Below are 16465 nucleotides of genomic sequence, written 5' to 3'. Positions count from 1 at the left end.
GCGTTTGCGTTGGATCAATGATTTCTATTCTTGAGTTGCGTTTGACGCATTAGTGCTTTGTCAACGATTCCCCCTAGGGTAGTGGATCTTGTTAAAGATCCTTCCGCATGAGGGATCTTTAACAAGATCCACTACTGCCAACCGTAATTCTCATCCCTGCCAAAGCACTCGGTTAGTTTGTGTGTTGCTACTGGTTCGTTGGCGCTTGGTCACGAAGGCCGATTTTGGATAGATCTATTGGCACAATGCCCATCTTCAACGCAGGTGAATCCGGTCTAAATCGGAAGTCACCGTTTTCCGGGTCGACGAACATCGGATCAACTGCCTGGCTGTTGGTATCGCCACCATCGCTTTGCAGTTTTTTTAACGTCGCTTCCCCGATGCGATTGTCTGCTTTGCAGTAGTAAAAATTATAGTCCGAATCGATGTCTGTCATCCGCGCAGCCACACGACCTCTACGGTCTTCGCCTACCAATCCCTTTCCGGCACCGGGCTCAGAGATAAAGTCGCAGTCTGCCAATGTTGAATAGTAGATGTTCCGTTTATTGCTCGCGCCCTTCATGGGGCCTTCGACGATTTTCAGATAGACACCGCGTGGCGCAATGACGTCGGCGACAATGTTGTTTTCAAAGCGGTTGTTCAGCTTTAACGTCATCCCTTGCGACTTGCATTTGTAGAGCAGGTTTCCGGTGAACAGGGTATCCATTTGCCCTCCGTCGGTCCGCATCCCACTCTGCCCGTTGATGTCGGAGACCAGATGATGGATGTAGTTGCTGCGAATCACGTTGCCTGCACCAGCGCCGCGAACGTAAATTCCATTGCCGTCACCTAGGATTTGCATGACGTGATGAATCTCATTGTATTCAATGAGGTTGTTGCGTGTATGCAAATAGGGGCGAACGTCTTCCAGGTCGGGATTGTTCGGCACGTTTCCAACTTCATGCCAGCGGATGGCACGGCTTGATTCGCGTTTGTTTTGCTTCACGAAAAATCGCGTTACGATTCCGGAAACAATCATTCCTGAGTAATTTGTATGATGAATTAGATTATTCGCTATACGGTTGTCTCCGCTTTGGCAAAGGAAAATTCCGGGTGAATGCCAGTAGATTTCGCCGATATGATGAATGTCGTTGTTGTAGACGAGATTGTTTTTGTTCACGTCCTTGGTGCCAGGACCATAGCCGCAGAGGAGAATGCCGCCCCCGCCAAGATGTTCGATGTGGTTGTCGGTAATTTTGTTTTTCTGGCCATGCAGGTCCACGCGGATGGCACCGCTTCCGCTGTAAAGAAAATGACACTGCTCAACGGCGCAGTTCTCGGCTCCACGCAGACGAAAGAGCGCGTTGTCCTTGTCGAACATATCCCAGTCGTGCTGTGTCCCTGCATCGTCCTTCGCCAGTGTATACCGTTCGCCATGCTTGAACGTGAGGCCGCGGAAGACAAGGTTGCGAACGGGCGTATCTTCGGGGCCTTGCTGATCGACTTCCCCTTCGACTCGGATAAACTCGATCAACTGAGGAGCCATGACAGGCGAATCGCCCCGAGGCCAAAGGTAAACCTTTCCCTCCTTCGTATTGAGTACCCATTCGCCTGGCTTGTCGAGTTCCTCCAATACATTCTCGACCCAGCAGCCGATTTTGTTCATCCCATACGTCGCGGGTATCGCGGTGCGGGCAACCCCGGCATTTTCGTCAACCGATACGAGGGGTAGCACGTTCATCGTCCAAAGCCGAGTAGGGCGGACCACAATTTCCACATCGGTCACATTTGGCCAGTTTTTTAAACGCCCTTTGGGAAAACGAAGTTCGGTAGCGTTCCCCGACGGCACAAAGCGTTCCGACTGTGCGCGTGGTAGCATTCCCTCGTTATCATAGAGCGTCAAGAACTTGCCCGAGACATCGGCCACTTGTAGTTTTCCGACCGCATCTTCGGGTAGACCAGGAAGCTCGCCGGTTACTTTTTTCCAGCCTGTGATTTCTCGCCCGGAACTGAACACCGGGGTCTCTCCCGGATAGGCGGCATAGGTAATCGTTGCATCGCCCTCTGCGGAGTCTTCCAAGCCAAACACGACGGTTTGGTCGAGTGGATACGTTCCGCCGCGAATCAGCACGGCGATGTCGTCCGACTTGTTCTCCTTCAAGATGCGAACAGCATCGCGAGCGCGCGACAAGGTTGCGAAAGGTCCGTCGCTTCCCTGCGCATTGGGTTGAGCGAGGGTACCTGACCAACTGTCGGAGCCATCGACCGAAACATAGAAATCAGCCTGCGGCGCCTGGGCGCTACAAACGTTGCTGGCCAGCATTGCCAACATCAATACCATGAGTTGTTTCATCTTTTTAGGTCCTGTCTAATTCTTTAACCGTGTGAGGTGAGGGCACAAAGACCACCGCTCGAAGTGTCATCGGATGGAAGAGACTTCGTTGCTTGAGTTACTTGTTTTCAAGGTTGGGCGGTAGCGGAAGTCGTCAAGACTTTCGTACCCTTGGTCACGCGGACCGAAGCGATTGCCACGATCGGCGTGTGAACGACCAACCATTGGATAGGGTTTGGATGGATGGATGGATGTTTGGATGGATGTCACCAACAGAACGTTTTCAGTGGGCGAGCGACTCAAGGATGATTCGCGCGACTTCGTCACCTTGGGCGCTACGGCCTTCTGGCTTGTAGTGGACGTCGCCTGGTTTGTTCCACCAAACTTGTTGATTCGGCTTGGTGAAGGAGTAGAGATCGTTGATGGTGATTTCCGGATATTTACTCATGACCTCTTCGGCCACCTTGTTGTACTTGACGGCATCGCCGGCAAATCGGCCTGGTTCACCTTCGGGAACGGGAGTCGTGGTTGCGAAGATGAGTTTTGCCTCGGGAGCGAGCTTCTTCAAGTAACCCACGATTTCGTCGAGATTCTTTTGGTACTCTTGGAGCGTCGTAACCTGCTTCCCGTTTTGCTTATCGAGTTTATTTGCTGAGATGTATTTGAGATCGTGTAAACCAATATTGAATTGGATCACGTCCCAATCGAACGTCCACGGTTGATCAAGTTTCTCGTCCCTCATTGCCTCGTGCATCTTTGTCATCTTTGCAATGAATGAACTGGAATCACCGCCGTTGCAATACAGTCGGTAGACGTTTGCTTTGTCCTTGAGTTTCTCGCGAACACGCTGTGTGTACATGATCGAGATCGAATCGCCGTAGATCAGCACATTGGGCAGGGCTGGATCGTTTTCAACGAAAGCAAATTCGGGACGCCCTACAGACTTCCCCGCCAATTTAGCCCAGGCATCCCTTGCGGGGTTGGAGTGGCCTGACGAACGAATTTCCGAATCGGTGGATTCTTGCAGCGTCACTTTGACAACCGTGTCGTACGGGTCGAGTGGTTTCGCCGTGAGCGTGATTTCGAGCGACTTACCTTGCTGAGCAAAGTTTGCATTTTCGCTGGTTGCCAGGTAGGTAGCGGAGGCTGCTGCGGACGGCAGGTCGTCGACGGTGATCGCTCTCGATTTGGGCCACTCTAGAATATGCAGGTAAAGCGTCTTGCCATCCTTGCTTGCCGAAACGTCGCCCCACTGCGGTCGCTCAGGCAATGGATTGCGAATGGTAGCGTAGATCGACTCGCCGTTGACTTTCATCCAATCGCCGATCACGCCATAGAGACGAACCGCTTCGGGGTCAATTTTACCATTGCCCATCGGTCCGTTGTTTAGCAGGTAGTTACCGCCGGAGCACACCGTGTGAACGAGTCGGTGAATCATCTCCACCTCTTTATGGTATTGATGATTTCCGAACGTCTTGTAGCCGTACGAAGTGCTCACACTGTCAGGGGACTCAAAGTAAAGTGGCAACTTCGTCGTCGGCACTTCCTTGTCACCGACCGAAATGTAATCGAATAGCTCCAGGTTCTCCGCTAGAATCCTATTTCTCCCCTGTTGAATCAGGCGAGAGTTGATCAAGCAATTCGGACGGTACTTGCGAACGACGTCTGTAAATTGCTTGGCACGCTCAAAGGTCATGTTGATTGGCGTGTCAAACCAAACCAGGTCGATTTCATAGTTTTTCATTAACTCTTCCACTTGCGGAAGACTCTTCTCACCGAGGTATTTGTCGAAATCCGGCTTAAAGCCCTGTGGAAGATCTGGATGCATCACACCGCGGCGGGTACGCCGCGGTGACATCACGGGCGCGTCCGGATCCTCCCAGTCCTGCGCTTGTGAATAATAGACTCCAAACTTAAGGCCATTCCGGTGGCAAGCTTCGCTCAGTTCTTTAATGATGTCTCGTTTGAACGGCGTGGCATCGACGATATTGAAATCGCTGACAGCGGAATCGAACAACGCAAAACCATCGTGATGTTTCGAGGTAATCACGACATACTTCATGCCGTTATCTTTAAAGATCTGGACCCATTCCTCCGCGTCGAATTCGACTGGGTTAAACGTCATCGCCACTTCACGGTATTCGGCCGCCGATATTTTTGCGTCCGCCCAAATCCACTCGGCGTAGCGAGGCCCTTGAACCTTCCCCTTGTAGGCACCTTCCAGAACGGAATACACGCCGAAGTGAATAAACGCCCCGAACTTGGCATCGCGAAACCACTCCTTCTGGCGGACGATGGAGTCCGGCGTTTGTTCCAAGTCCTTCGGAAATCGATACTCAAAACTCGTGTCCTGAGCTGGCTTTTTGCTAGGCTTTCCTGGGGCTTCATCCGCCTGAGACGGAAGCGTTCCCAGGATCACAATCAAAAGGGTTCTTAGTAGGTATTTCATTCGATGACAGTTGTTGATTGTCCGTGGAGACTTGCCCGTAGTGGATCTTGTTAAAGATCCTTGCTTGTCTGTAGTGGATCTTGTTAAAGATCCTAGCTTGCCCGTAGTGGATCTTGTTAAAGATCCTTGCTTGCCCGTAGTGGATCTTGTTAAAGATCCTAGCTTGTCCGTAGTGGATCTTGTTAAAGATCCTTGCTTGTCTGTAGTGGATCTTGTTAAAGATCCTAGCTTGTCCGTAGTGGATCTTGTTAAAGATCCTAGCGTTCGGGGATCTTTAACAAGATCCACTACGGCAAGATGCCTAATGCCGTGATGAAACGGATCATTGAAACGAAACCACCTCAGGCTGCTGGTTTACTTCACTGCGGTTGAAGCGACCCGCTTCGACGGTTTCTGATACTCGCTCAGCGGTATCAAGCGAATCGACTTGAGTCTGGAACTTTCGATGTTACCTTCCAGACAGGAGACGGCCACATTGTATCTTCCGGGTGCTGGAAAATGGAGCCAGCCAATTGGAAATTCTTGGTAATTGTGTGAGGCGTTCTGCTGGTTTTGGATGTGTTCTCCGCCAACGACATCGACCCCCCAGACCAATCGTCCTTCGCCCGTATAGGTGAGCCGGACGTCATAGTCGCCTGGCGTCAAGACATCGACTTCCCAAACGGCCTTACCCCCAGTCTTCCAGTTCGTCGCTGGATGGACGCATAGCCACTCGCCGAACTTTTCCATCCAACGATGCTTAACGATCTTTGCACCGTCGACCGTTGCGAACTCAGCAAGAATTTCCGTTCCCTTGTTCGGGTCCAGCCCAAAAGTGGGATCGACTTCCGGCGAACTGGCCAACTTAACCTCAATGACAGAAACCAATTTTTCTGGCGCGCCGCTCGGAAGTTCAAAGACGTTCCATCCTCTAACGGATTCGTGTGAGATCGGTTCGGCCTCTTCGTCATGAAGTAGGTGCGCGGATACGATCTCCGTCTTCAAACCGGGTAGAAACAGCTGGCCCGAGTCTGGCCAGTCAAAAACGGTTAGGAACATTCGATCCCCTCGTACCGTGACATCACCCCACGGCATGGCATGTTGCCATGGAGACGCATCGGTGCCATAGACCACCTGCGGATAGCGGTGGATCCATTCACCCGCCTCGCGTAGTGAGCGGGCGGCTCGGTCGGGTACCGCGCCTTTATCCGTCGGACCGATGTTGAGCATGTAGGTTCCGCCGCGGCCCACGCAGGAAATCAAGCGATGCAGGATCTTCTTGGGCGTTTTCCATCGCTGGTCGTACCAAGCATAAGCCCAAGAATCGTTGGTCGTGTCGACGCTTTCCCACATCCCCTCGACGTTATGGTGCGGCACTTCCATGTCGCCGAGTGTTTGATAGTCACCCAAATCATGGCCTGCTCGTCCTGAAACGAGAGCCTTGGGTTGGTTCTTTCGCACGATATCGACGAGCTGTTGCACATATTCCTTCTTCATGCCTCCAGGGGTATCGAACCAAATCAGTTCAATCGGGCCGTACTGGGTCGTGAGTTCTTCGACCTGGGGCAGGCACTTTTTGGTGAAGTAGTCGTCGAAGGTTGCCGGTTTGCCGTTTTCGTCCACCGTTGGTCCTTTTCGCCCACCGGGAAAAGTCCAGTCCTGGCTATGGGAATAGTAGAAACCAAAACCGAGGCCGGCTTCGCGACAGGCAGCAGAGAGCTCCTCCATCGGATCCGTTTTCCAGGGCGTGGAATCGACTATGTTGAAGTCACATGCCTTGGAGTGGTACATGGCGAAACCGTCGTGATGCTTGGCGGTGATGACGATGTATTTCATCCCCGCGTCCTTCGCCAACTGCACGATCGATTTGGCGTCAAAATCGGTTGGATCGAAGGTTCCTGCTAGCTCCTTGTATTCCTCCGCGGGAATATTAGCCATTTTGGGATCCATAATCCACTCGCCAATACCATAGTAGGTCTTTCCATCGACTCGATTGGCCAGTTGGGAGTAGAGTCCCCAATGGATAAACATTGCGTAGTTGCCTTCATCGAAAAGCTCTCCACGCTCGGCGTTTTCAGCGCGCAGTTTGACGGTGCTTTCTCCCCACATCGTGTCCATCTCTGCGGACGGGGCAGTTCCCGCCAAGAGCGCGACGCCAATCAAACCAAGTAAGTACGCTTTCATCACATGACTTCCTACTAATATTCAGCGGTCTAGACGCTGCCCGGAACGGGCCTAACCGTTTTGTGGATATTCTATTTTTTTCGTTTTCGGCTTGTTCAGAGAAGGTCTGACCCTTTCTCGACCAAAGCCTACTTTTTTTTCCGAGCCTCAAGCAAACACCGCATGCCGGCTCGGCGTAATCGTCAGGCAATGATTGATAGTTTTTCTTCGGCTCCCCTTCGGGGGATACCTTCCCTTCAAGCGGTTACTTGTAGAGACGAGCATGGTCGAGATCGAATGATCGTTTGTTGATCAAGCAGATCTTGCGAGCCGCGACGTTCGCCGCGGGAGTCAACTCTTTTGAAGCAAAGCGGTGAGGGAGCGACTGTGCCATCGGTTGACGGCACTCGTCGTCCCCTCCATTCCTGCTTTCGCAACGAAACATCGAAACCAGCTGCCAACGGTCTGGCCATCGTCGATGCTAGCCACCACCCTCTTCAGCCGCCAACTCCGCTGCCATCTTCGCTTCATTCGCGTCCTGAATGGCTTGGTATTCGCGAATCCCTTCCAAATCGGAGCTGTCGACGACAGTACGAGGCTTGTCGTCACCGCAGCCAACAAGGAACAGAACTGCCCCCAAGCACAACACAAATACACGCAATTGCATACTTCAAATCCTTAAAAAAACTGTTAATCAAATTCGATTTATCATTGACACCGATTCCTGGAAATGATTCCGTCTAACTTTCACCTTGCATATTGAAATGCTCCGCAAAAGTTAGGTTGATTCTATCTTTAGAACTCTTCGTTGATCACTTCTTTGGAAGCCCGAGTCCCAAGAGCACCCCAGAGCCCATAAGGACTTTTATCGCCTGCGGTAGCCAGTTGAACCATCGGTGCGTGAGAGTTTCCGGCCTCGATGGAGTCCGTGATGAACTTGACCGCACCATCACCCATAAGCACATGAGCACCACCTTGGTGTTGGCTTGAGACGGTGAAGGTCGCTGAGCCTGACCAGGAGTCCTGGGGTCCACAGATCTCTCGGTTTGGCGGAAGAACCGTTAAGCAGCCCGATTGGAGGGCCAAACAATCGGCCCACATGTATCCCCGGGCGAAAGTACTGTCGGTTACTTGCTTCGCTGCGGTACTCCAAAACTGCGGACGCTCTGGATCGAGCAGGGCGCTGTCGGTGCAAATGGAGGGGTTGTTCATTGAATTGACACCCGTTTCCGGTGGGATCCCTCGTGCATCCTGGTCTCCCAAGTAACTAATGATCTCGCCCATCGCTATCGTGTTGGACAGCCCATCAAGACAGCCACGGAAGGCCCCTTCGTCACGCGGCTTAAAGAATCCGCGACACCCGGCTTTTGCTTCCGTGGCCTTCGGGTCCGATTTTATAACTCGATTAGGCCTCCTAAATCGATGCCAAGGACCCGTTGCGATCCTCAGACTCGAATCCCCAAGACAGGCTGCGTAGTTGGTCCTGCCAAGAGCGGGCAAGCCCGTCCCGGGATCGCTCGGGCAGCGGTAAGTTGGCAGTTCGGTAACCCAGGGTTGGTAATTGATCTTATCGGGTCCCGGGCCCATCGCCGGCCATGGGTCGCCTGGAGTCCCTTTACCAGTCGCCGCCCCATCCGTTCGGCCGACAAGTGGGTTGCTAATTTGATCCCACAACGCCTGTTGCTCAATGAAGGGTAAAATTGGCACGAGCATACTCAGGCGAACACTGCTACCATTATCGCTACTGCTCTTCCAATAATTGCCATAAAAAACGAAGTGGGTGCCGGTCCCATGGGTCGGCAGCTGGTTGAACGCACTGTGGTAATTGTGGATCCCCAAGCCAATCTGCTTGAAATTGTTGCTACAACTCATTCGGCGGGCTGCCTCGCGGGCCGCCTGCACGGCGGGTAGTAGCAGCCCCACCAGAACGCCGATGATGGCGATCACGACGAGTAGCTCTACCAATGTGAACCCTCGTCGGACTCTTGCATAACTCATAGAAAACCTCATTGTGGAAAGTGAAAACAAGTTCAGGACAATTATTCTCGATCGCGTGCCTCGCCACCCTCCTACTCACGACTCCCTCGATAGACGGGCGTCGTGTGATGACATCCAGGACCGCTAAAAAAAAGATGTGAGGAGCCTACGGGAAACAAGCCTTGTCTCGATGACTACCTCGCATCGGGATTCAGGCGTGAGATGGCACCATCTCGAGCCTGAGTGGGTATGATTCTACCATTGGGGAATTTCTTGATTGTCATCTCTTTAGATGACAAGAGAGGGTTTTTTTGGAGCCGAGCCGTCGGTTGATGGAGGACGCACCTCTGTAGGTGGGGTGTGCAATGGTTCTCGCGTGTTGTTTTGGTGGGGGCGCATGGCATTGGGGGGCGTTGCGAACGCCAGCGAGCAAGCACTGCTCGAAACGAGCGCAAGGCCCTTCGGCTTCAACGGGGGTTTCGCTCGCAGGCGACGTGCGCTGTCCTGGAACCGACGCAATCCACCTCAATCGCTGAAGGTTGCATCACGAGCCTACTCGGCCGTCTTTTTCTCGGCCGTTTCCGGATCCATGGTCTGGTCCATTGTCTGATCCATGGTTACTTCCATTGCCACGGCTGGATTAACGGCCGACGGGTTGGGTGTGGAGGTTTGCGAGCCACGTTCATGCCGTCCCCACCAACGGTCGGCATCCTCAATCGTCCATCGGCTAGTTGTCTCACACTTGGAAATCAACACGCTTAGGTCTCTCGCTGTTTGCGGTCGTTTGGCGCGTGATTTTTCCAGGCAACTCATGATTGCATCTTCGAGTTGTCCGGAGACTTGGATGTTGGCTCGTTTCGACGGGGCGACGGGCGATTCATCGATATGTTTCTGGCACAACTCGACAATGCCGTTGGCCTCGAATACGGACCGTCCTGTCAGCAAAAAATAGCCGACGGCGCCGACCGCGTAGATATCGCTACGAGCATCAACCGTCATCGGCGCCTGGATCGATTCGGGCGACATGTATAACGGTGTTCCCGACATCGAGCCTTGCTGAGCCTTGTTTTCACCATCCGTTTGATCGACTGCCTTGACCAAGCCGAAGTCGAGGACCTTAACCACGTCCGGCTCACAACCACGGCGATTGAGCATGATATTGGCAGGTTTGATGTCTCGGTGTACGAGGCCTTGGGAGTGGGCTTCGAAAAGTGAACCGCACATTTGCAGCAATATCTGAATCACCCGAGCCTCGGATTGTGGGCCGTATTTGCCAACGAGGTTTTGCAAGTCAATTCCATCGAGATACTCCATTGCGTAATAGAACACACCCTCGGGGGTTCGACCGTAGTCGTAGATTGCGATCGTATTGGCGTGGTTCAACTGACAGGTGATTTGGACTTCGCGTTCAAAGCGGGCAATCGAGGCGTCATTGACTTTATTGGTGTGCAGGAGCTTGATCGCTGTCGGACGCCGCAGCATTGAATGATGCCCTCGATAGACAACGCCCATCGCTCCTTCACCGAGTTTTTCGTCGAGTGTGTATTGCCCAAGTTGCTGAGCTTCGATCACCGCTTCGCGTGATTGACGTTGCAAGCGGGCGACCACGAGCGTAAACACAAAGATCGCAATCGCACTGAGAATCAACAGTCCATAGATGATCAGAAACGTTCTTTGCAGAATCATCAGTGGTCGGAACGCTTGTGCCGTTTCAACCTCAATCGCGACTCCGATTTCGTACTTTGGCAACCACCGCCAAGCACCGATCACCGAAACGCCACGATAATCTCGATAACCTTCGACGTTCATTCCTGCGTTGCCGGCGATCGCGTCAGCGGCCATGATCGTTAACGGCATTTCCGAGCGGCGAAGATTCGGGCGATGGCCTTGAGTCATGTCCACCCCCGGATCGCGTATCGACATCTGCAAGATGGATTGCGAGTCGGTGCGGTCTGGCAATAGCCCGAGCAGTATGAGTTCTTCGTCGAATCGGCTATTGCTGATCATGATGCCTTCTTTGTTAAAGGCGTAGGTCTCACCAGCGGCACCGACTTGGCCCAATTGCAGAATTGGTGTGAATTCCCGCTCCGGTCGTATTTGCAGTGCTAGGACTGCGACGACTTGAAAGGATGCATCGCGGATCGGCGCGCATGCATACATCGTCGGCACTCCAATCCAGGGGCGACCATCAACGCCTTTCATCATGACCACGCTCGGAAACGGCGGTGAAACGAACGATTCGCCGTGGAGTGCACGTTCGAGGAATTCCGCATATTCTGTGACTTGGCGTTCGCCGGTCAATGCTGTGTGCGAGGACGAAACGACTGACATCGACTTATCAACCAACATGTAGCCAACGAAGTCGTGCGCAGACATCGATGGAGCGAGCTCGCGAGCCAAAATCTTATGGAGATCCAATTCTGACTCGGATTGATTCGAAGCTTCGACGCTTTCTGAGTCGAGTAGGGCATACACCGTTTTTCGCACGGATGCGTCGTTGGCTAGTGCCTCTGCCGCCGACTCTTGAACCTCGAACCATTTTTCCAACATCCCGGTTTCGAGATTGAGCAGGGTCTGCAATCCTGAGCTTACGTTTGCTTTGATCGTCGATTCAATGGCGCCGCGGACGAAGTACCCGATCATCGATAGCATGACGACTGCGACAATCGGCCAGATCCAAAGTTGCTTCCTAAGAAACATCCCGGTGCGGGTAGCCGTCATGGAGATGCTTCGCGAGGCCCATGTCATATGGGCCTGTGGATGTGATCGTTTGGACCCCGAACGGCGGAATAATTCGATTGGATTCATGGGCGAAGGCAAAGGGTGGAGAGTCGCAGGTCGCACCCGCCAGCATAATCGAAAGTCGCTCTCATGCTAGAATCTTTCTCCATTATCTGTCTGTCTCGCCTTCCTAGGCGAGGGATTCTTCGTAGACGAGAGATTCTTCGTAGGCGAGAGATTCTTCGTAGACGAGAGATTCTTCGTAGACGGATTCAAGTAAGCCCGGCCCGCCCAAGGAACGATGCCCAAGGAACGATGAACTTCAATTGCTGCCGTGACGATGATTCTGCTGATTTCGTTTTCGTTCATTTTAGACGCTCCTGGGAATGAGGATGATGGAGTTGGGGTGTCGTCTTTTTAGGTAGACGTCATAGCAGGCATACTACTCATCAAGCGGATTCGTGATATTCTGTAGGCATGATTCAACCTGATGAACCGTCGTCCGCCCGCATCCAAACCGTTAGCCTCGCGGTCCTTGCTGTGGTTGCCGTGACCTTCTCGATCTATTGGCTTCGTCCTGTCTTGGTGCCCTTGGTGGTTGCGTTGTTCGTGGTGAGTGGCGTCAGTCCCATTTTGAATGCGCTTAAAAGGCGTTTGGGGGTGAACCGCATCATTGCTGCTGGTATCACATTTCTAGCGGGGGTGGCTCTGCTGCTCGTGTTCGGTTTTTCGATTTGGCTATCGATGGTCGACCTCAATAAGAATTCACGGAATTACCGAAACCGAGTGGAGGAAATCGTCGATTGGGCAGAGCTTCATGTTCAATCGTTCGGTCAACGCATAGGCACACGGACGGCGTCGGTACGGCCTTCGCAGGATGCCACGCAACCGATGCCGGAGGCACCTGTCCCGGTTGCTGCCGACAGGTCGTCCAAGGGTGACGCCAGTGATTTCGTCGACGCCTTTGTCCGTGATGGAATCTCAATCCTCTCCCAAGCGTTGATTAGTCTGGTCTCGACAAGTGTGGTTGTCCTGATCTATGTATTCTTTTTACTGAGTGGGAAAACCGTTCGCTACAAATCTCCGATGATCAGCGAAATCGATGAGCAAGTTCGCTCCTATCTTGGGCTTAAGACGTTGATTTCGATATTCACCGGATTCGCTTTCGGTATTTCGCTTTGGATGTTCGGCGTTCCGATGGCATTTACGTTCGGCGTTCTGGCATTCCTGCTCAACTTCGTCCCCAACGTCGGACCGCTTATCGCTAGCCTGCTTCCCATTCCGCTGATCATTCTCGATCCAACCGGTAGTATCGGATGGATGGTCGCTGCAATCTCCGTTAGCTGTGCAATTCAAGCGATCAGCGGCAATGTCATCGAGCCCAAGATTATGGGGGACTCTTCTGATCTTCACCCGGTGACCATTCTTGTTGCACTGATGTTCTGGGGAATGATGTGGGGAATCATTGGAATGTTTCTTGCCACGCCAGTAACGGCGGCACTAAAAATCCTGCTGCAACGAATTGATTCGACCAAGCCAATTGCGGATCTGATGGCAGGACGGTTCCCATCCGATGACGATACCGAGAGCTCCAGTGCAATGGTTTAGGGAGCGAATTGGATGCGGATCGACAACGCGAAACGATCTCTCCAATCGGAGAGAAGACAAATGCTTGGTAGGACCGAAGTTGTTCGGATGTCTGAATTCTGCCGTCGAAACGCAACTGGCACTAGGCATCGGCTAAGCATCGTCGCAATTCGCTGACGTTGTCGAAGCGATCGTCAGGCTGTTTGGCGAGACATTTTTGTACGACGGGTCGGAAAGCAGGGGCAATCGAATCGAGATCGTTGAAGTCGGGGATTTTGAACAGATGGCTCTGCAGAACTTCATGCAACCGGCTCGATGGGAAGACCGATTGGCCGGTTAGGCATTCATACATGACACATCCGATCGCATAGATGTCGCTCCGTCCGTCCAGTGTGCCTCCCGTGATTTGCTCGGGTGACATGTAGCCCGGTGTTCCGGCTGCTCGTACTCGCATGTCGTCCGAAACGACAACCGCCAAACCAAAGTCAACGATCTTGACGACATTCGATTGTCCGCCGATGTTCGCCAGAAAGATATTGGCAGGTTTGAGGTCTCGGTGGATCATCCCTTTGGCGTGAGCTTCGGCCAGGCCGTCGCACAACTGCAATGCGATCGCCTTCATTTCCGATTCATTCAACGGTCGTTCACGGCGAATTCGTTCACGGCGAAGTCGTTCAGCAAGCGTTTCGCCTTCCAGGTATTCCATGACGTAGAAAAAGTCACCTGCCTCGGTGGTTCCGTAATCATAGATTTGTACGGTGTTCCAGTGTGTCAACGTTGCCGAGATTTGCACCTCCTGCTCGAACTGTTTGATCTCATTCTCCTGTGCGGCAGATTCAGAGTGAATCAATTTGATCGCGGCCGGGCGTTTGAGCATGCGATGCTCGGCCCGGTAGACAACGCCCATTCCACCTCGGCCGATCTCTTCGAGCAATCGGTACTGGCCGTAGCTGCGTGCATCCTCCGCTTCCAACCGCATGCGATGCACAAAGTGAGCGCCCGCCGTGGCGACGGCCGCCGTTAGGGTTGTCAACAGCGGACCCGCAAAGGGGACCATGCGTGCATCGACAAGACTCTCACTAACGCTGCCTTGGATCCAGGCAACGAGCGAGGGCGTCAGCGCCATCAAGGTGGTTACAATTGCCGTACGTTTCCAAGTGGAAGGCAGAAAGGTCGAATAGAGGCTGATCAGCAGTGCGGTTACCAGATGAATGCTCAGCATCAGAACGGGAATCTCGACAAGTCGTCCCGCCAATGCGAGGTCTTCGCATTCCTGAATCTGAATCTCAATCACTTCGAGCATGGGCATGGCAATGACAATGGCTACCAAAATACGCAGCGTCCGCAAAGATACGTTCTGCTTGAACTTCAAGAACAACAAAACACTTACCAAGATGAACACCAAGCCAAAGCGAACGGCATTATCGCGAGCGGGGTCGCCCAAGATTAGGGCTCCGAAACGGATTGCAATCAACACGAGTGTTAGAACGGTGACCGCAATCATCATTCGTTGTCTTAGGAATTGACGCGTCGACGCGTTCATCCTCGTTTCAAGGTCGGATGCCGAACGATCATCGACGACGTCGATTCGAGAAACACCGCCGCTTTGCCTGGAAATTGGTGACCCAGGGGGCTCCACACTATCCATCGTTCGTGGCAATTCGTCGGTGTCTACCAATGGTGTCGGCACGCTCGTTGGTACCATTGTTTTCAGCAGCGAAGCGTCGTTGTGATGCTTGAGCAGCGTTCGGACTTCGTTTAATACGTCGGGATCGCTACCCGCCTCGACTTTGCACATCGCATCACGCTGATCCGCAGGCAGACCCATCGCTTTGAGAAAAACGATTTTGGCGGCGGCGTATTGTTCGGGACTCACGAATTGGAAGCCCCAGAGAGTTCTCGTCGCATCCAAGCTTTGATCATCGTCCACTCGGATTCAACGGTTCGCTTGGAGACACCGAGCACCTCAGCAACCTCGGCTACTTCTAAACCGCCGTAGAAACGCAGTTCGACGATTTTCGCTTGCCGGGGATCCAACTTTGCCAGTTTCTCCAAAGCCTCCTCGATAGCCAACACGTCTTCATCATTGCGATTGGTGACACACAGGTCGTCGGCGAGCGGGATACGCGGCATGTCTCCACCACGTTTGTGTCGTTTCTTACCACGCGCGTGGTCGACCAGGATGCGACGCATCATCTTGGCACCGATCGCAAAGAAATGAGTCTTTCCGTGCCAATCGACTCGGGTTTGATCGGCCATGCGCAGATAGGTTTCGTGCACCAATGCCGTGGGCTGAAGCGAATTTCCAGCGGATTCATGGTTCAGCATGCTGCCCGCGAGCCTGTGCAACTGATCGTACACCAGTGGCAACAATCGATCCGCCGCTTCGTGATCACCCCCGGCGACCTGGGCGAGCGTTTCCGTGACGTCAATCTTATCTGCATGCATGTTCAAACGTCGCAATCGTTGGTGAATTCAACCGAAATGAAGCTGGAATCTCGTTTTCCTTCGGAAATTTTAGAAAAAAACTGCGGACAGCACCGGATGGCGCCGCGTATCCTCTCGACGGCAATCGTCTACTACCGAGTTCCAGTTTAACTCCTCCGAGGTCTTCTCATGAAGTGTATGCTAAATCCTACTGCTCAGGAGCAACAGACGGTTTCGGATCGCGAACTCATTGATATCGCGTTAAGCGGCGATGAAAGCGGATTTGGTGAACTCGTGCAGCGATACGAATGTCGGCTCATTCATTCGATGCTTCGGAACGTCGGATGCCGTGCCACAGCTGAGGATATCGTCCAAGAAACGTTTCTCAAGGCTTTTCGATTCCTACGCTCCTTTCGAGGTGAAAGTGGATTCTACACATGGATTCATCGTATTGCGCTCAATTGTCGACGCGGAAAAGTGGGCATGAAGAATAACACAAGGTCCCTCGATTCATTCATCAACACCCACCAGTCGGCGAGGACGAGTCAACGCGAATCGCCCACTGCGGTTGCCGAGCGACACGAGGATCGCGAGCAGGTGCACCAGGCGTTGGCTAGATTGAGTGCCCACCACCGTACAATCCTAACTCTGCGTGAATTCGATGGATTGGACTACCAAGCCATTGCCGACACGCTACACGTTGGAATGGGCACGGTTCGCAGTCGGTTGTCACGTGCTCGCAATGAATTACGACGCGAACTGGCGAAGATTGATTGTGAATCAAACCTGACCGCTAAGAGTCGCAAACCACGGTAGACGATTTCGTGAAAGTCCGAAGGCTGAGCATGTTG

Annotated in this window: 10 protein-coding genes; 2 read left to right on the top strand and 8 right to left on the bottom strand. The window is 52.9% G+C overall.

Annotated elements, in window-relative coordinates; translation table 11 throughout:
• Positions 1 to 187 precede the first annotated feature (187 nt).
• The 6 genes from Q31b_RS08315 to Q31b_RS08290 all read right to left on the bottom strand — a co-directional run bounded on the left by Q31b_RS08315 (position 188) and on the right by Q31b_RS08290 (position 11687).
• Positions 188 to 2332, bottom strand: coding sequence for a right-handed parallel beta-helix repeat-containing protein (locus tag Q31b_RS08315; protein WP_146599200.1), 2145 nt, complete (start codon positions 2330 to 2332; stop codon positions 188 to 190).
• 262 nt (positions 2333 to 2594) lie between these two features.
• On the bottom strand, positions 2595 to 4760 hold the full coding sequence (locus tag Q31b_RS08310) for an alpha-L-fucosidase (protein WP_146599199.1): 2166 nt from the start codon (positions 4758 to 4760) through the stop codon (positions 2595 to 2597).
• A gap of 354 nt (positions 4761 to 5114) precedes the next feature.
• Entirely contained in the window at positions 5115 to 6923 is a 1809-nt protein-coding gene (locus tag Q31b_RS08305) for an alpha-L-fucosidase (RefSeq protein WP_315860383.1), read from the bottom strand.
• 460 nt (positions 6924 to 7383) lie between these two features.
• A complete protein-coding gene (locus Q31b_RS08300; RefSeq protein WP_146599198.1) occupies positions 7384 to 7569 on the bottom strand; it encodes a hypothetical protein in 186 nt (61 codons plus the stop codon).
• A gap of 128 nt (positions 7570 to 7697) precedes the next feature.
• Positions 7698 to 8900, bottom strand: coding sequence for a DUF1559 domain-containing protein (locus Q31b_RS08295; protein ID WP_146599197.1), 1203 nt, complete (start codon positions 8898 to 8900; stop codon positions 7698 to 7700).
• Positions 8901 to 9431: 531 nt separating this feature from the next.
• Complete coding sequence (locus Q31b_RS08290) at positions 9432 to 11687, bottom strand: serine/threonine protein kinase (protein ID WP_146599196.1); 2256 nt, start codon at positions 11685 to 11687, stop codon at positions 9432 to 9434.
• A 390-nt stretch (positions 11688 to 12077) separates the two neighbouring features.
• On the opposite strand from Q31b_RS08290, the gene Q31b_RS08285 reads away from it, so the two are divergent.
• Entirely contained in the window at positions 12078 to 13208 is a 1131-nt protein-coding gene (locus Q31b_RS08285) for an AI-2E family transporter (protein ID WP_146599195.1), read from the top strand.
• A 121-nt stretch (positions 13209 to 13329) separates the two neighbouring features.
• Here the strand turns inward: Q31b_RS08285 and Q31b_RS08280 are convergent, their stop codons facing one another.
• Together Q31b_RS08280 and Q31b_RS08275 are read right to left on the bottom strand one after the other, a co-directional pair.
• Complete coding sequence (locus tag Q31b_RS08280) at positions 13330 to 15063, bottom strand: serine/threonine-protein kinase (RefSeq protein ID WP_146599194.1); 1734 nt, start codon at positions 15061 to 15063, stop codon at positions 13330 to 13332.
• Positions 15060 to 15635, bottom strand: a complete 576-nt coding sequence (locus Q31b_RS08275; RefSeq protein ID WP_146599193.1) for an ECF-type sigma factor — start codon at positions 15633 to 15635, stop codon at positions 15060 to 15062. Before Q31b_RS08275 ends, Q31b_RS08280 begins: the two co-directional genes overlap by 4 nt.
• Before the next feature lie 168 nt (positions 15636 to 15803).
• Here Q31b_RS08275 and Q31b_RS08270 point away from each other — a divergent pair, with 168 nt between their 5' ends.
• Positions 15804 to 16430, top strand: coding sequence for an RNA polymerase sigma factor (locus Q31b_RS08270; RefSeq protein WP_146599192.1), 627 nt, complete (start codon positions 15804 to 15806; stop codon positions 16428 to 16430).
• The last annotated feature ends 35 nt before the right edge of the window (positions 16431 to 16465 follow it).

This window comes from Novipirellula aureliae, from assembly GCF_007860185.1.
Taxonomy (GTDB): Bacteria; Planctomycetota; Planctomycetia; order Pirellulales; family Pirellulaceae; genus Novipirellula_A; species Novipirellula_A aureliae.
Note: the sequence above shows the minus strand (reverse complement) of the source record. Positions and strands in the feature narration are given on the sequence as shown.